This window comes from Pectobacterium araliae (genome assembly GCF_037076465.1).
In the GTDB taxonomy this organism is placed as follows: Bacteria; Pseudomonadota; Gammaproteobacteria; order Enterobacterales; family Enterobacteriaceae; genus Pectobacterium; species Pectobacterium araliae.
In genome coordinates this window covers 2,400,265-2,418,201 of the sequence record NZ_AP028908.1, presented here as the reverse complement: position 1 = coordinate 2,418,201, position 17,937 = coordinate 2,400,265, and the positions used below count along the sequence as shown (strand labels likewise).

Sequence of the window (17,937 nt, the reverse complement as noted above, 5' to 3'; positions counted from 1 at the left end):
GGGATTTTTTTGTATCCGTCATTCAGTCACAATGCGGATCAGCAGTTGACCGTGTTCAACGGTGATGACGACTGACGTATCTGTCCTAAATCCCGCGGCTTCCAGCCAGTGGCCGGTAAGATGCAGGCTGGGGCTGCGGCTGTAATAGCGCGTCATATCATTGCGGTCTGCGTGACGGCGGCTGACATAGCCGACCTTCAGGTGTCGTAATGCTTGGGGTGTGGCGGGTTCTGACTTATGATGCTGCCTAGCCATAGTAACTACCTCTTTAGTTGCCAGTGGTGAGCGTGGTTGCGGTGTTCGAGCACCGTAACCACGCGTTATCTCTTGCGTGTTTATGACTTCCTTTTAGCCGTGTTTTTACTTACCCGGTCCACAGCCTGTGTGACCTGACTCTTCACAATCATGGCATCCAGCACGGCTTTAGCGACCTCACGATCTTCTTCAGACATGGCAGCCACAGCCTCAAAGCGCAGCTTCATGTCATCCTCTGGTTCACGTTCACCGGGTTCAAACAACAGAAAGTCAGCGGTAACGTGCAGGACAATCGCCAGTTTTTTGAGTGCATCGGCAGTAGGTAAAGAGCTACCGGCTTCGTAGCGCTTAATCTGCTGGACATGAATGCCTGTGGCATCAGATAAGCCTTGTTGCGTTAATCCACGTTGTTTACGCAATGCGACAATACGTTGGGAGAAGTTCATAGCGGTGAACCAGTAATGAATGTTGTCCATGATAGTAACCGCTCCCGTTAAGCTGACTTGACTAAAGTATAATATAGTGTACCGTTAAAGTACACTTAATAAGTCTTGACAGGTTTTTACAGGAGCGACGGAATGGGACGAATGACACCGGCAGAACTGGCGCGACTCAAGCGAGAGGTGTCGTTGCTGACCGTGGCGCAGTCTCAGGGTCATGTGCTGAAAAAGCAGGGCGACGACAGCCATGTGTGCCTGTGTCCGTTCCACCGGGAGAAAACGCCGTCCTGCGTCATTACGCCGTCAAAGAACCTGTATCACTGCTTCGGCTGCGGCGCATCGGGGTCGGTGCTGGACTGGTTGCAACAGACTGAGCGGCTGACCTATCCGCAGACTCTGGTGCGGCTGCGGGAGCTGGCCGGAACCCCGTCTTCTTTAGCCGCCGTCCCTGTCTCGCCCACGGTGGTGCGTACCTCTCTGTCCGATCTGGATGATGACGGTCAGGCGTTGCTGCATCAGGTTATCGACTTCTATCACCACAATCTGCTGAGCAGCCCGGAGGCACAGCAGTGGCTGGTCAGTCGCGGGCTGAGCCATCCTGAACTGGTAAGCCATTTTAAGTTGGGGTTCGCGGGTCATCACGGCATCGGCGGCAGCGCGGGGTTATTGCCGTCCACCTCAAGTCTGGAGGGAAAACGGCTGCGTGAGCGGCTGGCCGGACTGGGGGTGTTGCGGGCGAGTACGCGACAAGACCACTTCCGGGGCTGCGTGGTGATGCCGGTCGTGGGCTGGAGCGAGTCGGCGAACGTGGCGCAGCGCGGGCGGGTGTTGCAGTTGTATGGTCGCCGAACCACGGCGGACTATGCGGTGAAGAAAGGGGCGGCGAAGCACCTCTACTTACCGTCACCGCTGGCCGGGGTGTGGAACGAGGAAGCGCTGAAAGCCTCACCGGACATCATCCTGTGTGAAGCGTTAATCGATGCCATGACCTTCTGGTGCGCGGGGTTCCGCAACGTGATAGCCGCGTATGGCTGCAACGGTTTTACCGCTGAGCATCTGGCCGCGTTGCAGTACCACGGGGTGAAACGGGTGCTGATAGCCTATGACCGGGATGAGGCGGGCGACCGGGGTGCGGAAGCCGTGGCCGGTGACTTGCTGGAAAGCGGTATCGGGGCGTGGCGGGTGCAGTTCCCGCAAGGGCTGGATGCGAATGCCTATGCGCTGAAGAGCGGTAATCCTGAAGCGGCGTTAGGGCTGGCGCTGGAGCAGGCTCGCTGGATGGGTAAAGGGGTTGTCCCCGGCGTGGTGTTCAGCCATGAAACGCCGGTGTCTGAAGCGGACGGTGGAGCGTCTTCTTTAACCGCCTCCGCACCTGCGGTTGATGTGGTGCCATGCGAACAGACGTATGCAGGTGAGCTGCTGTTACGCGCCGGACCACGGGTGTGGCGGGTGCGGGGCTGGCAGAAAAACAGCGTGGCCGAGGTGATGAAGGTGAACGTGCAGGTTCGGGATGACGCAACCGGCGCGTTCCATGTGGACTCACTGGACATGTACAGCTCACGTCATCGTCAGAGCTATATCAGCGCGGCGGCGGTTGAACTGGGCTGTGAGGTATCGGTCATCAAACGTGAATGCGGTCGGGTGCTGCTGATGCTGGAGCAGAAGCAGGACGAACAGCGTCAGCATGCCGTTGAGGAAACGTCATCGGCGGTGACGGTCAGCGTGGAAGACGAAGCGGCAGCGCTTGCGTTACTCAAATCCCCCCATCTCACCGACCGTATCGTCAATGACCTGGCGGCCTGTGGCGTGGTGGGGGAAAGCACCAATCTGCTGACCGGGTATCTGGCGGCGACGTCGCGCAAGCTGGATAAACCGCTGGCCGTACTTATCCAGTCCTCATCGGCAGCGGGGAAATCCTCGCTGATGGACGCGGTGCTGGGGCTGATGCCGGAAGAAGAGCGTATCCAGTACTCGGCGATGACCGGGCAGAGCCTGTACTACCTTGGCGAAACCTCGCTACAGCACAAGATACTGGCGATAGCGGAAGAGGAAGGGGTCAGACAGGCGGCGTATGCGCTGAAGCTGTTGCAGTCGGACGGGGAGCTGAAGATAGCCTCGACCGGGAAGAACGAGCAGAGCGGGGAGCTGGTCACACGGGAGTATAAAGTGCAGGGACCGGTGATGCTGATGCTGACCACCACGGCCATCGACGTGGACGAAGAGCTGCTGAACCGTTGCTTAGTGCTGACGGTGAACGAATCCAGAGAGCAGACGCAGGCGATACACGCGATGCAACGTCACGGCCAGACGCTGGAAGGGTTGCTTCAGTCCTCAGAAAAGCAGTATCTGACGACGTTGCACCAGAACGCGCAGCGGCTGCTGCGTCCACTGAAGGTGGTCAATCCGTATGCCGACCGGCTGACGTTCCTGAGCGACAAGACAAGAACCCGGCGCGACCATATGAAATACCTCACCTTAATCCAGTCCATCGCGTTGTTACATCAGTACCAGCGGGCAGTGAAACGGGTCGGGCACCGGGGGCAGGTTATCGAGTATATCGAGGTGGAACAGAGTGATATCGCGTTAGCCAATCAACTGGCGCATGAGGTACTGGGACGAACGCTGGACGAGATGCCGCCGCAGACGCGGAAGTTACTGGTGTTGTTGCGTGAAATGGTGCGGGACGTTGCAGCGCGTCAGGCGCTGAAGGCGGAAGAAGTCCGCTTCTCACGGCGGGATGTCCGGGCAACACTGCGCTGGGGCGATACGCAGCTAAAAGTCCATCTGGCGCGGCTGCTGGAAATGGAATATCTGGTGTTGTTCCGGCGTGGGTTAACCTATGAATACGGCCTGTTATGGGATGGCGAAGACAGCGGCGAGCCGCACTTATGCGGGTTACTGGATGTGGAAAAAACCGTTCCGGCCAGTGAGGGCAGTGATAGCTGGTCGGGGTCAGATGAAGAGTGGTCGGCTACTGGTCGGGGTGTGGTCGGTAGTCAGTCGGACAGTGAAAAAGTGGCGTCAGGCCAGAGACAGCAAAGCTTGGCGGGTGAAGTGGTTGGGGTTGCTGAAAACGCAGTAATAAAGGGAAAAAAGAAAACGGGTAAAACCGTGCTGCCCGTAAGTGCGGGTTCACCGGTAAATAGCGTGGTTGAGGGCAGCGATAACCGGTCGGGGTTGGAAGGTGCCCGGTCGGCCGCTGGTCGGGGTACGGTCGGGCAGCGGTCGGAGGGTGAAAAAGCGGCGTCAGGCCAGAGCCAGCAAGACTTAGCGGGTGAGCCGGTCGGGGTTGCTGAAAACACGGTAATAAGAGGAAAAAGAAAACGTGTTGCTGCTATCGGCCCCAATGTCAACAAGGAGGCGCAGCATGGCCAACCGTAAACCGCGAGCGGGTGCGCTGCTGACGGTGGATGAGGTCTACCGTAAACCGGTTGGTCCGGCCTGTGACCCGAAGAGCCTGTACGCGCTGCTGCTGCGGTTCGTGGTGTGGCGATGGGAGCGGAACGGGTCGGAAACCACGCTGAAGACGCAGACGCACCACGACTATCGTTTTATCCAGTGGGCAGCGGAGCGGGGAGTCCACTACGGCGCAGAGGTGACGCGGCCTATCCTTGAGCGTTACCAGCGGCATCTGTATCAGTACCGCAAAAGCAACGGTGAACCCCTCTCCACCCGAACACAACGCACGGCGTTACAGCCGTTGCAGGTGTGGTTCAAATGGATGACGAAACAGCATCTGATACTGGCGAACCCGGCGGCGGATCTTGAGTTGCCGAAGCTGGAAAAGCGACTGCCGCGCACGATACTGAGCGTGGAAGAGGTGGAGCAGGTACTGGCCTTACCCGACCTGACGACGCTTCAGGGCATCCGTGACCGTGCGCTGATGGAGCTGCTGTGGTCAACGGGGCTGCGCCGGGGCGAGGTGGTAAAGCTGGATGTCTACAGCGTGGACGGGAGCCGTAAAACGGTAACGGTGAGGCAGGGCAAGGGAAGGAAAGACCGGGTTATCCCGATAGGAAACCGGGCACTGCGCTGGCTACGTTATTACCAGCAACAGGTGAGGCCGCAACTGCTGGTCAGTCAGGACATCACGGCGCTGTTCGTGGCGCTGGATGGAATCGCGGGACTGACGTCGAACGGCATTACCCACACGGTCGGCCACTACATCAGGGCATCGGGACTCGCTCAATGGGGAAGCTGCCACCTGTTCCGGCATGCGATGGCGACGCAGATGCTGGAGAATGGTGCGGATATCCGGTGGATACAGGCGATGCTGGGTCATGCGAGCGTGGAGAGCACGCAAATCTATACGCAAGTCTCCATCAAGGCGTTATCCGCAGTCCATGCGAGTACGCACCCGGCGGAGCGTGAGGCTGAGGAAGAAACCGGGCTGCTGGCTGACCTGATAGCGGACGAGGAGGCGGACACACCGGAGCCGCACGACATGCCCGCGTTGCCGGATAGCCGCAAAAGTTAGCTCATTCCCTTCAAGGCCGCAGGGTACGGTGCAGGGCAAACGCCGCGCCGTCCGTGGCGCATCGCTTGCCTTGTTCAGGTAAGGCACTCCGGCGGTAAATGTCGCCCGGCCAGCGTTAACCCACGCCGTTCTCTGCAAGAAACGTTGCTGGCCAGTCGTCATTCAACATAATGTGGCATTACGCGAAAGCCGCTGAACGCGGCCAACGCGTAACGAACATTATGTCGGCGCCGTCTACCGCAAGGGCGCGCTGCGGTCTGCTTCGGCATCGGTGAGCGGCTGGCCGCCGGGGTTCGGCTCTGTGGTGCGGTGTGGCGCACAGCTCGCCAGCTCGCTCTGCTGCGAACATCAGCGTGCTTCCCTGGCTCCGAGGGTGTGGCCGCCATCCCTGGCGGCGCAGGCATCGGTGCCCCCCTTCAGCAAACATCAACGTCAACATCAACATCAACAGAAAAGGGGTTGTCGGCCTTTGGCCTCCGCTTAACGGCTTTACTTCGCCCCCGCCCCGACCCCGCTGCACTGGCTGCGCCCGGCTCGCAGTCGCCGGCTCCTTGCTCGTTGCCGTGCTCGCCATCTCCGCCCCGTGCGGCCCCCGCCGGGGGCCTCCCCGCTAACCCGTTCTCTTGCGGGCTTCGCCAGCCCGCACCCGGCAGACGCTTCACCGTCCCACAGGCAAGCTGCGGAACGGCTCGCGCCGCGATAAGGTCGGTTCAACAACAAAACGGGTAATGGCAGCGGCTGTCGCCGCTGCTATGATGTGGCGGTTGCAGGCGGTAAGGTCACGGCGGGGCGGTAGCGTGCCGGGATGAAAAAGTGCGTATCGGGGCTTGGGTGTTCGGGCATTGAAATGCATCAGGAAAAACCGGCTGTAACTGGCTGACTGCACAGGGAAAAGTGAGGTTCGCTGGCAGAGTCCGCAACGGAAGACGTTGTTGTGGAGAATAACTATCTGAGCAATCAGCAACGCTCAGAACGAGATAAAGAGTTTGATGCCTGTAAAGGCAACATGTCCTGCCAATTGAAAGTAGGTGCCAAATGGGACGCTATCAGTTTAGGCCAAGATGCTGCCTACGCTGCAGGGATGTTAGTTGGTGTTCCTCAAGGGCTTTACGATTCTGTTGAGAGCTTATCAAAGTCCATTAGTGATCCTGCTGTGGCTTATGAAGCCATCAAGCAACTGATAGCGGGCGATGACATTTTTAGTACGATGTCGGATGCGGTTAAGCAAAGCTATATTGATCGAATCAATCTGATGGAGTCTGAGTATCAGAAGGCGGGTGCAAGTGGTTCGTACAATGCCGGTGTTGAAGCCGGTAAACTTGTGTCTGATTTGGCGGCGGCCATCGCAGGCGGAGTCGGTGTTGCGAAAGCAGGGACAGCTCTCACGGAAAGAGTGGTAGCTAAAGTCGTGGGTAAAGCTGAAAATGCTGTTAGCCACAGTGTTGTTCCATTCCAAAATAAGGTTATTGGTGAATATTCAGCAATTAAACCTGGACCATTAGATAATGATTTAGCGGCTACCTTTAGTGGTGGAAGGTATAAAGAAATGGTATTGCAGGAGGATACTGTTCTTTATCGAGGCGGGGTATCCGAGAAACCTTATGGTCAGTTCTTTAGCTCCGAAGCACCGCAAGGCGTTCTTCAAACAAGGATTGATAAAGCTGTTCTTCCTAAGTGGCCGGGTGGGGGAACATCACCAATAGATACATCTTTTGCTATAAAAATACCCTCAGGGACAAAAGTGTATGTAGGTGAGGTTGGAACCCAAAATGGGTTATATGTAGGTGGTACACAACAGATTGTAGTTGTTAAACCTTGGGAAATTAAAGGCGCTGAAATTATCGAGAGGAAGCCGTTAAAATGAATCAAGATAGATTGCTAGCTATACAAAGCAAATTAAAACGTATGGCACTACTTTTAAATATAGGCGGTTATCCTGATTGGGCTAATGGGCTTGTTGAACTATCCAATAGAGTAGTTGTGTCTCCAGATGCGGCTCGAACAGATCTTCTGGGCCTTTATGGTGGAATGGGGTCACTGAATGATTTACTACTCTACAAGGATGGTGTTCTTTTGTTCGATGAAAATGAAGAGCTTGATCGTTTAAGAACAGAAGTTTTCGATTTAGCTTCATACGCTTGAGAGATCCCGGCCTTGTGCCGGGATCGTCATTTTTACCGGGCAGAACCTTAGCTCAGTCTCAATCACCTGTCGCCCGTGCTCAACGGTGACGATAACGGGCTGTCCGGTATTAAAGTCGAGGTCTTCGAGCCACTTGCCGGTAAGGTGCAGGATATCACTACGCTGAGCCGTGATGTTGAGCACGCGAATAACGCGCTCAGCCCGATCTTTAACAAAGAGAAAGAGCAAAAACGCCTGAAATCGGCGCGCAGGTGATGGATATCGTGCGCACGGAAGGCGAGTTGAAAGCGCAGAAAGCCGCGGAGGCCAAGGGCGACGGCGGCGATTCAGGCACTGGCGGGTGGGGACATCCAGAAAGCGATTGCCAGCGGTGCATCGCCATATCTGGCACAACTGGTGAAAGAGATGTCACGATACCGAAGGATGAAAGCAAAATCACGGCGTCGGATATCGCAGCCAATGCGATGGCGCACGCGGTGGTGGGGGCTGTTGTTGCCCAGCTGTCGGGTCAGGATGCGGCTGCGGGGGCGATGGGTGCGTCCAGCGGTGAACTGATCGCTCGCGCCATCATGGCCGATCAATACCCCGGCAAGACGGCAAACGACCTGACGGAAGAGGAAAAGCAGTCAGTCAGCGCGCTTTCCACGCTGGCCTCCGGGCTGATATCCGGTCTGGCAGGCAAACAGCACGGCGTCTGCTGCCAGCGGCGCACAGTCCGGGCGTAATGCGGTGGAGAATAACTTCTTGAGTACAGAGGAGAACCGTCAACGGCTAAGTGAAATGTCATCCTGTGGCAGTGACAGTGTCTGTAAAGACGGGGTAACGGAGAAGTTCAAGAAAATCTCGGACGAACAGATTAAGAGTGTTGAAAACTGTTCCAGTGTTGATGTGTGTGTTGCAAAAGCCAAAGAAATGGCGGAGTTGCAGGCAGGCTATGGTCAGCGAATTGAGGAGTTGGGGGAGAAACTTCGGGCTGATGGTAGCTTGAGCGGATCAGACCTTCAGGAATGGGCTTATCTGCACGTTGTGACGCCTGCTCTGGAAGCTGGGCGTTTACAGGCAATACATAACGCGCAGGCAGTGGGCGGTTCGGATGAGGCTTCACAACTTGCAATTAACACCATTGCTCAGGCGGGGGCGACAAGTGCGGCTGGGATTGCTGCCGGAATTGGCAAGGGTGGTAATAATACTGGAAATGGTGCTTCTCAAGTAACTACTAAGAACGTAGATCCAAGTATTCTAATTAGCAGGCAAAATAAAAACGAAATGTCGGGTTCACAAGTGAAACGGCTTGTAAAAGATATGAAAGCAAATGGCTTTGATGCCAATGAACCTGTTGATGTTGCTATCGTAAATGGTAAAGCAATTATTATTGATGGTCATCATAGAGCTGAAGCAGCAGAAAAAGCCGGAATTAAAGATATACCAGTTAGAATACATGAAGTTACGAAAGAACAAGGTGATCAACTTTTGCGCGAAGCTGCTGAGGCAAGGGTAAGGTATTGATATGATGAACGAAAGAGAAATTATCAATTTTATCAGTCTTCAAGAGATGTTAATGAAGGCTTTCTTTATTGCTTATCCAAGCTTAAAGGACTTTGACTTTTTGCTGGACTTCCCTAAGAAAGGGACTATTTTTGTTAATGATAATGAATGGGGTTTTATTAAACATGGTAAAGGCATTAAGTTTTTAATAAGCAACGATAAGACAGATGCAGTGGTCGATATTAATAATATTAAAAACCCCAAATTGATAGATATATGGCGCTTATCTCAATATTTTCCATCACATCATGATCATGAAATAAAGGGATTATTAGATGGAATGGTTGAGTCTGGGGTTTTACAAAAAATATCAGAAAAGCAATATGAATTAATATGATTAAGTAGTCAAAGTATCCCGGCCTCTCAAAAAGGCCGGGATTTTTGTTATCTGTCATTCAGTCACAATACGTATCACCAGTTGACCGTGCTCAACGGTGACAACTACCGGCGTATCCGTGCCAAATCCTGCGGCTTCCAGCCAGTGGCCAGTAAGGTGCAGGCTGGGGCTGCGGCTGATCTTACCCGCCAATGTGGAAGCGATACAGATGCAGTATCTGTTCAAGGGCATGGTGGCTGCGTATATACGCATTGGATATCAAATTATAAAAGGTTCTGAGCCAGAGTTTAGCTATACCGAATTTTTAAATATAAATCAACTTTACCTTATGGGAAAATAAAAGTTGGCATTAAATCACAATATTCAAAGAAAAAGCGAAAACATGATCCCCGTCGGATATTTAGCTAAAAGAGTCGCACTAAAACCTGACTGGCTTAACGCCGAGCAGGTAAAAGAGATTTACTCGGTGAGCTGCTGTGTCTCTGATTCCTTTTGCGAGTATATCCAGTTCTGGCGTCATAATGGCTATTGGCTGTTTGATTCGCCAGAGTTGATTCACTCCCTGGAAAAAGAAGAGGGGATTGATATGAGCGGCACCACGATGTTTTATTACGAGGCATACGAGTATCAATATGATGAAGATACAGCAGGATGGAATCTGTTCGAGCCATAAGCCTCTTTTGACACCGACGTGAAGATACCACAGCAAAAAGAGTTGCAGGGTTTTGATGTTGTCTCTTTGTGCAATGAGCGATGGCCAGAGTGTTCTTATTTATCCTGTAATCATATGGCGCAGGAATTGAATGTTAATGAGCATTGCCTGCTGGCTTCTTTTGATGAAGCGAAAAGACATCTGGAAAGTGGTGTCTTTCACGGCTGTGAGCCGGGGCCTTGCAGGATATTTGCGGTGTATTCGGTGCCGGACATGCAATAATTTGATATAGAATACGTTATGAAAAATCAGCAGGTTAAGGATGCGTACGATATGAATAGGGGATTGGTTCAACAGGCATTTAACGCTTTTTTTGATCGGGCTGCCTGTGCCATGGTGGCTGATTTTGATCTGTTTCAGCGTTATTTATCTGAGTTTCGAGCCTATATCGCCGAGCTTGAATTGGCTTACGATCCTGTCGAACAATGGTCGTTAGGGGAATTGGAAAAAGCGGTGGAATTTTTACAGTATAACCAGCAGTGGATTGCTGGTGCGGAACAAATAAAAGCGCGGTTGCAGCAAGCGTTCGCAATTATTGTGCAGCATCGGGTGTTTTTGGATGGATATGGTCTGCTCCCGGATTATCTTGACGTGATTCCAGAAAATGCATTCTCCGGTTCCGCTCTTCCTTCTGTGTAAAAATAAATTGCAATCCTAATATTATCATTTTTGTATGGTATTAAGTAATATCATTAAAATTGAAATCATTTCATAAGATAAATAATCCCATCCTATCTTTTTCTGATATTGCATCTATCCCGCATGAAAGCGTAATCTCATTTTATCCATTCAATGTTTTTAACTATATTGTTCGCTTTTTCTTCGTATGTGTTTTTATTTAATCCTGTAAACTCAGGGGTAAATATCCTAATGGAATCGGGGAAGTTATCCTCGAACGGGAGATATATCAATGAAGGACCATGCGTTTTCTATTCTGATTTCATTTTTGACGATCTCATCTCGTTGAGCCAATCCTGCGCGTCGCTTGCTTGCGATCCGCTGGTCACACCGTTGCCGTTTTAACGGCTGATCGTTGTCGTTTGTTGGTACGGGTTTTATTCATTAAGTGAAGGAAATCACAATGCAATACACTGGGAAGTATCTGAAGAAAACAGTGCTGATGCTGGCCATGATGGCCGGACTCAGCGTCGGGCAAAGTCAGGCGGCAGTCGAACTGGAGACGCGATCGCTGGATCAAATCTATCAGAGTGCGTTGAGAGAAGGCGGTTCGGTCACTGTTTATGCCGGTGGTGATGTGCAGTCGCAGCAGGCGCGTTTCAAGCAGGAATTTGAGAAGCGTTTTCCTGGGATCAAACTGAATGTGATTGTTGATTACAGCAAATATCATGACGCCCGTATCGATAACCAGCTGGCGACCGATACCCTGATTCCTGATGTGGTGCAGTTGCAAACGGTGCAGGATTTTCCTCGCTGGAAAAAAGAAGGCGTGCTGCTGAATTACAAACCACGTGGCTGGGACAAAATTTACCCGGAATTTCGTGATGCAGATGGGGCGTGGATCGGTGCTTATGTCATCGCGTTCAGTAACCTGGTCAATACCCAGCTTCTGGATGAAAAATCCTGGCCGCGTGAAGCCAATGACTATCTTCGTCCGAACCTGAGAGGCAATTTGATTCTGGCTTATCCTAACGACGATGATGCGGTGCTGTTCTGGTACAAGCTGGTCGTGGATAAATACGGCTGGGATTTTGTGAAAAAATTGCAGGAGCAGGATCCTGTCTACGTGCGCGGCACCAATGTACCCGGCGCTGAAATCGCGACAGGAAAATACAGCGCGACCTTTACCAGTTCTGGTGCGCTCGTTCCGGCTACGGATGCTGTCACCCGCTTTGTTTTGCCGAAGTCCGATCCTTTTGTGTCATGGGCTCAGCGTGCAGCGATCTTCAAAAAAGCTAAACACCCAGAAAGTGCGAAATTGTACCTAAGCTGGCTGCTGGATCCGTACACGCAGACACAGGTCTCGCGTATGTGGTCGGTGCGTACTGACGTTGCGCCGCCAGAGGGTTACAAGCATATCTGGGAATATAGCAATACTCGTCCGCAAGCATTTGCTGATTTCATGTATGACCGCGGTGCGGTCGAGCGCTTCCGCGCACAGATGAGCCTGTATGTCGGTGAAGCGAAAGGCGAACCCACGCCGGGCTGGCTTGGTGTTAACCCAGAGGTACCTCTGGTTAACTAACGCTTGAAATTATTGCGTTACTTCATGCTGGTCACGTTAATCGTGGCCGGCATTACGTTCTGTAAGTTGCACATGATTAAGCACCACGCGATGAAGTATCACACCCGATAATGGCGGTCTTGTTCGGCTCAGGGTTGAGCAGAGTAAGCAAGAGGGGATTGCCAATGGTAGCGAACCACCATTGGCGTGTTGAGAATTAATGCTTATTTCTTGTTGTTGGGTTTCAACGTTTCGCCAACGTTCAACAGGAAGATCTCGTTATCGCGCGTGGACACGCGCGTTGAGCCATCTTCCATACGGTAGCCGCCTTCAGTGAAGCCCGCACCATTCAGGAACGGTGCAACGGACTGTGGCTGATTGCGCACCGCAGCTTCCAGCGCTAACAGGGCATAAGGCTCGATGGTATCGACATCGGCATATTGTCTGTTGGGTTCGGCCATAAAGAAGCCGTTTTGATAACGCGTGCTGATAATGTTATCGCCTATTTTTTCTGCCAGCGACAGGTAGTCTTTCACTTTGCTTGCCTGATACAGATCCAGCAGCGCGAACAGGGCGTAAGGATCGTTGTTCTTGGTGGCAAGATCCACTTTAACGTCTTTATTCGGTGCTGAACCTAATTCGCCTAACCCCTGTGCGCGAGCAATGCCGCGTGCGACACGCCACAGCTCGGCGTCCGGTAGCACGGTATAGGCACGAGCATAAGAAAGCAGGAATGAATTATCCGCAGGATAAGGCTTGATCACGGTGCCTTTTTTGCCGTAGTAACCGTCACGCGGCAGAACGTAGTTGGAGAGATCTTTACCGTTAGCCAACATTGGACGGAAGGTGTTATCGGACTCGTTATAGGCATATTTGGCGAAGGCTTTCAGACCATCGGTTGTCCACGTCAGAAGTTCTTTGCCTTCCGCGCCTAAATCTTTGCCCAACTGGAGCTGCATGAGTGCATTTTCGGAATAGATTGTGCTGGTGCGTCCTTTCAGCATCATATTGCCTTCCAGCGCGGTGGGGCCGAACTCTGGACTAAACTGACGCTGGGCGCGATCGCCGTATTTGGAATGCGTATCGGCATCGTCGGTAGTTTCATCGCGTTTCAGCGCCTGCGTAAACTGATACACGCCGAGTCCGGTTGCTTTATCCCGCGGCAGCACGTACTGCTGCGCCAGACGTTTTGCCCAGATCAACGCTCCTTCTTCTTTATTATATTTGTACAGCAGTGATGCGGAATAGATCAGATCGTTACCGGCATTCAGGAAGCTAAGGCCTTTGGTGGCGAAGAAGGGCGGTTGTTGCTCAAACGGACTTTGCCAGAGCGCGCCTATTTTTTGCCCGTATTTACCGTGGCGACTGGTTTCCATAATCTTCCAGTCATAAACGTGCGCATTCCAGAAGCCGCGAATAAAGCGTGCGGTTGCATCTTTATCGACGCTGAACATTAAATCGTAGTAGGGATAGGCATTTTTCAACTCATGCACCATCTCTTTTTCACTGGGACCTTCCGGTTGCAGCGTTTTTAGATCCACAAAACGGTGGCCGCCCCAAATCAGCAGGCCGCTCTCATCCTGATAATGTTGAAAATGGTATTTCACAATCGCTTCGGCACGTTGTTTATAGCTGGGGTTCCCGCTCAGGTTACTGAGCCCGACCAGCACGCGCATCAGGTTCTGCTGTGCGGAAAAGTTGGATAACACAGCCTGACGGCCATCAGGGAAGATCCACTCCATTTGTTTGCCCGTGCGAGGATCGACACCATCAGCAAGCAGTGGCGTGGGCGATTGACCATGATAATGGTCACCGGCTTTCGTCAACACGTTGTCAACATACTGATTGACGATAGTGAGACGGTCAGGCGTAGCGGCGCTGGCCTGTAAAGCGACCAGCCCCGCAAGGAGCGACAGCGCAAATCTTTTCATTTTATCTACCTGTAACGATGATTCATCCAGAGTTGTAATAAAAAGATCCCGCTTGATGAACAGGATCCCCGAGAAAGATGGCATAGCAGTAAGCTGCTGTTAGAAAGGTAAGTCGTTGTTAGAACGTATAGGTAAAGCCGACTTTCCCTTTCCCTTCACGTGATTTCACATCGCGTCCGCTAGCGACATCTTCAACGCCAACGTGCGCTGTCCAGTTGTCATTGATGGTATAAGACACGTCGAAATCCTGCTGATAATCATGCTTCTTATTGTTTTGCAACACGTAATCTGCGTGATAGTAGTAAGCGGTATACGCCAACGTGAAATTATCGAAACCTTTGTAGGCAACGCCAGCTTCATAGCGGTGACGATGGGTGTCATCGTCCGTGTTGGTGCGCTTGCTGCGAGTGATTTTTCTGAGGTCGTAACGATATTGCGTATGAAGATCCGTTTTATCCGTCACAGCCCAGGTCAGTTTCAACCCCGGCGTATAGCGTGCACCTGAAGTTTGACTATCGCTGATATTACCGACAGTGCCTTCACCACTGGTGCCGCCAGAGTAGAAGCGCGCTTCCAGATTGGGCGTCAGCGTTAATTCTGGCGTTAAGCTATAGGCATAACCGGTATAAAAGGCATAAGAATTCGAAACGACATCATCGATGGTCAGATCTTTATTCTTATTATAAAAATTCAGTTCAACGCCAACGTACAGGCCATTATCCATAAAATGTCGCATGCCGATTTCATCACCGTGATAGCGATTCATCGTACCCCAGCTATGTTCATAGCTAAGTTTGGTATCAGAGGCTGACGCGGAAATAGCATAAATTTGGGCAAAGAGAATACCGGCCACAAGGTAGCGTTTTTTCATTATGGGCACCATTAATATTGGTCGTTAATTGTGAAAACTGTGCGCTGATAGACAAAATTCATTCATGGTTTTTTTTTCATCAACGCGGCACGAAATACGGCATGTTTTCTTTATAAAATTCGGTGTTTCTTAGAAAACGTAGTTCAAACCAACTTTGATTTTCCCCTGACGGCTTGATGATGTGCTGGATTGGCTAATATCATCATACTCAATGTAAGGAGTTAGCTGTTTGTTTAACTTATATTGAACTTTGAACTGATGCTCATAGTCAGTTTTGCCATTGTCATAGACGGCATATTCTCTTTCTGTGAATTCACCCTTGCTATATTTATACGATTTGGTGGTGTTATCGCCGATATAGTAGTTAAAGACGTAAGTTAAATTTATTTTATCAAAGCCAGAATAGGTTACTCCGGTATCCAGACGGTGGCGTCCGGTGTCGGATTTTGATAAATAAGATTCCCCTGCGTAACCATATTTATCTGACGTGGAAATGGTCGAATAACGTGAGCTGCGAGAGGGTTTTTTATATTCATAACGGTAGCGGGCATACGTGGACCAGTCGCTGTTTATCCGGTAGTTATATTTTAGCCCCGGCTGGTACATCATACTTGAATTCCCGATGGAGAATTCAAAGCTTGGCGTTAAGGTTGCCGCCTTGCTTAGTTTGAAGTCCTTGCCGATCACCATGCCGCCAGAACCGCCCTGCATGTCATCATAGGCAACGTCGTAGTTGCTGTTCCCGCCTGCTGACGTACTGAATTTGACTTCGTATGACCATCCGTTGGTTTTCTTATGAATGAGTTTGATGGAGTCGGAGTGACGGCGGTCTTCTGTCTTCCAGTTATGCTCATATTGGAAGGTCGTTTTGCCGTCGGTTTCTGCCTGGGTGAGGAAAGGAGCGAATCCGGCACAAACGATGAGTAGGTTACGTGTGTATATTTTCATTCTATCTTTCTCTATTTTGAATAAATAATACTATTGGCGAGTGCAGTCTCTATCTTTAAAACCAGACAGTTGATGTCATTTTTTGGACGTAAAAATAGAATCACCAGGAATGATGATGACGCCATTAATAATGTCAGACAGGGCATTCTCCCTGGTCTATCCGTTCATCGAACACTCCTTATATAGGGATTGGATTATGAATATTGCACACAGTGCAATGACTGATGCTGATGGGTGAATATCGATAATTCTGACCTTTTACTGGTAAGACTAATTAATCAGTAGACTTGATAATTAGGTTGTGTTGCATTATGGTGAAAAAGAAACACTGTTTCATTTACGTGGATCACATATCTGGTTACTTTTTGAAATTTTTTGTAATGATATAATCTGATTATTGTAAAGGTATGGAATAAGTGTCGCGAAGAATGGTGTTGTCAGATTGGGGGAGGTATCTCATGAACGTTAATAATGATAATGATATGTAATTGAGTGATGTTTAACCTGTTTGCGATATTACTTCCACCACGAGAACGCGAAATTATTTTATGGGCGTGCCGTTGTTATCAAATGAATAAGTAACCGATTATCATCAAATATCCCTAAGGTTATCCGTGATGACAGCAGAATTGGGCGTCACGGAACAACCGTATTGAGAGCAAAATTAGCCTAAATTTCAAAACCCGGAGCGACTTCTTTCACCGGTTTTTTACATTCTTCGGGCTTGGGCTGATTCGCCGGCAGGTTTTTACAGTCAGGCGCAAAAGGATTCAACGCATCGCGATTTAGATAGAGCACAAACAGGATCAGAATGAGGAGGGGGATCAGTATGCGTTTTCTTTTCATGGTTACTTTTCGTGGTTGCATTGCAAAAAATGTGTGTATGTTACAAAACAAGGAAAATTCTAACGCGTTGCGTGGCTTTTGTCTTTAGCCAACTCGGTTTCCACTCTATTGTAATGGTTCGACATAGCGAGCTCGGCGAGGTGAAGATGAAAAAGATTCGGTTTGCAGCGATTGGGTTAGCACATAACCACATTTATGATATGTGTCGACAACTGGTTGATGCGGGCGCGGAACTGGTTGGCGTATTCGAATCTGACCCAGATAATCGAGTGAAATTCACCTCGCTTTTCCCCTCCATTCCTTTTGCACCATCGGTAGAACAGTTGATTAGCGACGCATCGATCGATCTCATCGCCTGCGCGGCGATCCCCTGTGATCGAGCCGAACTGGCGCTGCGCACGCTGGATGCCGGCAAAGATTTTTTCACCGCTAAACCGCCGCTGACCACGTTGGAGCAGTTGGATGCCGTCCAACGTCGTGTAGCGGAAACCGGTCGCAAGTTTGCGGTGTACTTTAATGAACGTATTAATGTGGATAGCGCGTTGTTTGCAGGTGAACTGGTGCAACGGGGCGAAATCGGGCGAGTGATTCAGACAATCGGCGTTGGCCCACACCGTGAACGCGGCGCACGGCCTGACTGGTTTTATCAAAAGCGCCAGTATGGGGGAATTCTCTGCGATATCGGTATCCACCAGATTGAACAGTTTCTCTATTTTACCGGCAACACCGCTGCGCGTGTGGTGGCCAGCCAGACGGCGAATTACCACCATCCACGCTATCCCGAATTTGAGGATTTTGGTGATGCCATGCTGCTGGGCGACAATGGGGCTACGGGCTATTTCCGCTGTGATTGGTTTACGCCGGATGGCTTGAGCGTTTGGGGCGACGGCCGTTTGACGATACTGGGAACGGAAGGCTATATCGAAATCAGAAAATATGTCGATCTCACGCGCGGTGAAAGTAACATCGTTTATCTGGTGAACGGTCAGGGTGAACAGCGTTTTACCCCCGCAGGCAGTGTCAAACGCCCCTTTTTCCCCGATTTTTTACGTGACTGCCGCGAGCGTACTGAAAACGCGATGTCGCAGTCGCATGTCTTCAAGGCCACAGAACTATCGATTCTGGCACAGCAGGCTGCGAAAAAGATCGCCTGACGCAAGCAAAACCATTAATGAATCTGACGACGTCTGTTACTGCCATTTTTTAGCAACCGTGCTCCGCAATGGCGCACGGCTGTTCCCTTTCTGTGCA

The 17,937-nt window shown here is 51.1% G+C and carries 20 protein-coding genes and 1 pseudogene; 13 read left to right on the top strand and 8 right to left on the bottom strand.

The features are described from left to right. Positions 1-18 precede the first annotated feature (18 nt). On the bottom strand, positions 19-255 hold the full coding sequence (locus tag AACH44_RS10990; RefSeq protein ID WP_338659233.1) for a SymE family type I addiction module toxin: 237 nt from the start codon (positions 253-255) through the stop codon (positions 19-21). 80 nt (positions 256-335) lie between these two features. Continuing rightward, a complete protein-coding gene (locus AACH44_RS10985) occupies positions 336-701 on the bottom strand; it encodes a helix-turn-helix transcriptional regulator (protein ID WP_338659611.1) in 366 nt (121 codons plus the stop codon). A 132-nt stretch (positions 702-833) separates the two neighbouring features. Here AACH44_RS10985 and AACH44_RS10980 point away from each other — a divergent pair, with 132 nt between their 5' ends. From AACH44_RS10980 to AACH44_RS10965, 4 genes are all read left to right on the top strand, one after another. Next, positions 834-4,076, top strand: a complete 3,243-nt coding sequence (locus AACH44_RS10980; RefSeq protein WP_261850195.1) for a CHC2 zinc finger domain-containing protein — start codon at positions 834-836, stop codon at positions 4,074-4,076. Beyond that, positions 4,063-5,172, top strand: a complete 1,110-nt coding sequence (gene xerC, locus AACH44_RS10975; protein ID WP_261850194.1) for a site-specific tyrosine recombinase XerC — start codon at positions 4,063-4,065, stop codon at positions 5,170-5,172. Before AACH44_RS10980 ends, xerC begins: the two co-directional genes overlap by 14 nt. A 934-nt stretch (positions 5,173-6,106) precedes the next feature. Continuing rightward, entirely contained in the window at positions 6,107-7,036 is a 930-nt protein-coding gene (locus AACH44_RS10970) for a hypothetical protein (RefSeq protein WP_338659232.1), read from the top strand. Further along, positions 7,033-7,314: a DUF6966 domain-containing protein gene (locus AACH44_RS10965; protein ID WP_261849608.1), complete on the top strand. Its 282-nt coding sequence runs from the start codon at positions 7,033-7,035 to the stop codon at positions 7,312-7,314. Before AACH44_RS10970 ends, AACH44_RS10965 begins: the two co-directional genes overlap by 4 nt. Here the strand turns inward: AACH44_RS10965 and AACH44_RS21225 are convergent. Next, positions 7,303-7,464, bottom strand: a complete 162-nt coding sequence (locus AACH44_RS21225; protein ID WP_425606650.1) for a SymE family type I addiction module toxin — start codon at positions 7,462-7,464, stop codon at positions 7,303-7,305. The two genes, AACH44_RS10965 and AACH44_RS21225, sit on opposite strands and share 12 nt — an antisense overlap. On the opposite strand from AACH44_RS21225, the gene AACH44_RS10960 reads away from it, so the two are divergent. The 4 genes and pseudogenes from AACH44_RS10960 to AACH44_RS10945 all read left to right on the top strand — a co-directional run bounded on the left by AACH44_RS10960 (position 7,390) and on the right by AACH44_RS10945 (position 9,196). After that, entirely contained in the window at positions 7,390-7,569 is a 180-nt protein-coding gene (locus AACH44_RS10960; RefSeq protein WP_338659231.1) for a hypothetical protein, read from the top strand. The genes AACH44_RS21225 and AACH44_RS10960 overlap by 75 nt on opposite strands. Further along, a pseudogene (locus tag AACH44_RS10955) lies at positions 7,569-7,958 on the top strand (hypothetical protein); the annotation flags it as partial. The gene AACH44_RS10960 and the pseudogene AACH44_RS10955, both read left to right, overlap by 1 nt. A 100-nt stretch (positions 7,959-8,058) precedes the next feature. Beyond that, a complete protein-coding gene (locus AACH44_RS10950) occupies positions 8,059-8,820 on the top strand; it encodes a ParB/RepB/Spo0J family partition protein (protein WP_261849611.1) in 762 nt (253 codons plus the stop codon). A 1-nt stretch (position 8,821) separates the two neighbouring features. After that, positions 8,822-9,196 carry a DUF6896 domain-containing protein gene (locus tag AACH44_RS10945; protein WP_261849607.1) on the top strand — a complete coding sequence of 125 codons (375 nt, stop codon included), beginning with the start codon at positions 8,822-8,824 and terminating at the stop codon, positions 9,194-9,196. A gap of 54 nt (positions 9,197-9,250) precedes the next feature. Here the strand turns inward: AACH44_RS10945 and AACH44_RS10940 are convergent, their stop codons facing one another. Next, positions 9,251-9,427 (bottom strand): type I toxin-antitoxin system SymE family toxin, encoded by a 177-nt coding sequence (locus AACH44_RS10940; RefSeq protein ID WP_261849606.1) that lies wholly within the window; start codon positions 9,425-9,427, stop codon positions 9,251-9,253. A 112-nt stretch (positions 9,428-9,539) separates the two neighbouring features. On the opposite strand from AACH44_RS10940, the gene AACH44_RS10935 reads away from it, so the two are divergent. The 4 genes from AACH44_RS10935 to AACH44_RS10920 all read left to right on the top strand — a co-directional run bounded on the left by AACH44_RS10935 (position 9,540) and on the right by AACH44_RS10920 (position 12,111). Beyond that, positions 9,540-9,869, top strand: a complete 330-nt coding sequence (locus AACH44_RS10935) for a hypothetical protein (RefSeq protein ID WP_261849605.1) — start codon at positions 9,540-9,542, stop codon at positions 9,867-9,869. An 18-nt stretch (positions 9,870-9,887) separates the two neighbouring features. Beyond that, positions 9,888-10,130 carry a hypothetical protein gene (locus AACH44_RS10930; RefSeq protein WP_261849604.1) on the top strand — a complete coding sequence of 81 codons (243 nt, stop codon included), beginning with the start codon at positions 9,888-9,890 and terminating at the stop codon, positions 10,128-10,130. An 18-nt stretch (positions 10,131-10,148) separates the two neighbouring features. Continuing rightward, positions 10,149-10,547 (top strand): hypothetical protein, encoded by a 399-nt coding sequence (locus AACH44_RS10925; protein WP_261849603.1) that lies wholly within the window; start codon positions 10,149-10,151, stop codon positions 10,545-10,547. Between the two features lie 442 nt (positions 10,548-10,989). Then, a complete protein-coding gene (locus tag AACH44_RS10920; RefSeq protein WP_261849602.1) occupies positions 10,990-12,111 on the top strand; it encodes an ABC transporter substrate-binding protein in 1,122 nt (373 codons plus the stop codon). 203 nt (positions 12,112-12,314) lie between these two features. Here the strand turns inward: AACH44_RS10920 and AACH44_RS10915 are convergent, their stop codons facing one another. From AACH44_RS10915 to AACH44_RS10900, 4 genes are all read right to left on the bottom strand, one after another. Continuing rightward, positions 12,315-14,021, bottom strand: a complete 1,707-nt coding sequence (locus AACH44_RS10915) for a pectate lyase (protein ID WP_261849601.1) — start codon at positions 14,019-14,021, stop codon at positions 12,315-12,317. A gap of 118 nt (positions 14,022-14,139) precedes the next feature. Continuing rightward, positions 14,140-14,892 (bottom strand): oligogalacturonate-specific porin KdgM family protein, encoded by a 753-nt coding sequence (locus AACH44_RS10910; RefSeq protein WP_261849600.1) that lies wholly within the window; start codon positions 14,890-14,892, stop codon positions 14,140-14,142. 129 nt (positions 14,893-15,021) lie between these two features. Further along, the gene (locus AACH44_RS10905; RefSeq protein ID WP_261849599.1) at positions 15,022-15,840 is read right to left on the bottom strand and encodes an oligogalacturonate-specific porin KdgM family protein; all 819 of its coding nucleotides are present in this window, start codon (positions 15,838-15,840) and stop codon (positions 15,022-15,024) included. A gap of 669 nt (positions 15,841-16,509) precedes the next feature. Next, positions 16,510-16,686 carry a hypothetical protein gene (locus AACH44_RS10900; RefSeq protein ID WP_165345942.1) on the bottom strand — a complete coding sequence of 59 codons (177 nt, stop codon included), beginning with the start codon at positions 16,684-16,686 and terminating at the stop codon, positions 16,510-16,512. Between the two features lie 146 nt (positions 16,687-16,832). On the opposite strand from AACH44_RS10900, the gene AACH44_RS10895 reads away from it, so the two are divergent. Further along, entirely contained in the window at positions 16,833-17,840 is a 1,008-nt protein-coding gene (locus AACH44_RS10895; protein ID WP_261849598.1) for a Gfo/Idh/MocA family protein, read from the top strand. The last annotated feature ends 97 nt before the right edge of the window (positions 17,841-17,937 follow it).

Coding starts and splice junctions, on each gene's coding strand:
- AACH44_RS10990 (WP_338659233.1), bottom strand. CDS start 255: ATGGCTAGGCAGCATCATAAGTCAGAACCCGCCACACCCCAAGCATTA.
- AACH44_RS10985 (WP_338659611.1), bottom strand. CDS start 701: ATGAACTTCTCCCAACGTATTGTCGCATTGCGTAAACAACGTGGATTA.
- AACH44_RS10980 (WP_261850195.1), top strand. CDS start 834: ATGGGACGAATGACACCGGCAGAACTGGCGCGACTCAAGCGAGAGGTG.
- xerC (WP_261850194.1), top strand. CDS start 4,063: ATGGCCAACCGTAAACCGCGAGCGGGTGCGCTGCTGACGGTGGATGAG.
- AACH44_RS10965 (WP_261849608.1), top strand. CDS start 7,033: ATGAATCAAGATAGATTGCTAGCTATACAAAGCAAATTAAAACGTATG.
- AACH44_RS10945 (WP_261849607.1), top strand. CDS start 8,822: ATGATGAACGAAAGAGAAATTATCAATTTTATCAGTCTTCAAGAGATG.
- AACH44_RS10940 (WP_261849606.1), bottom strand. CDS start 9,427: ATGCCCTTGAACAGATACTGCATCTGTATCGCTTCCACATTGGCGGGT.
- AACH44_RS10925 (WP_261849603.1), top strand. CDS start 10,149: ATGAAAAATCAGCAGGTTAAGGATGCGTACGATATGAATAGGGGATTG.
- AACH44_RS10920 (WP_261849602.1), top strand. CDS start 10,990: ATGCAATACACTGGGAAGTATCTGAAGAAAACAGTGCTGATGCTGGCC.
- AACH44_RS10915 (WP_261849601.1), bottom strand. CDS start 14,021: ATGAAAAGATTTGCGCTGTCGCTCCTTGCGGGGCTGGTCGCTTTACAG.
- AACH44_RS10910 (WP_261849600.1), bottom strand. CDS start 14,892: ATGAAAAAACGCTACCTTGTGGCCGGTATTCTCTTTGCCCAAATTTAT.
- AACH44_RS10905 (WP_261849599.1), bottom strand. CDS start 15,840: ATGAAAATATACACACGTAACCTACTCATCGTTTGTGCCGGATTCGCT.
- AACH44_RS10900 (WP_165345942.1), bottom strand. CDS start 16,686: ATGAAAAGAAAACGCATACTGATCCCCCTCCTCATTCTGATCCTGTTT.
- AACH44_RS10895 (WP_261849598.1), top strand. CDS start 16,833: ATGAAAAAGATTCGGTTTGCAGCGATTGGGTTAGCACATAACCACATT.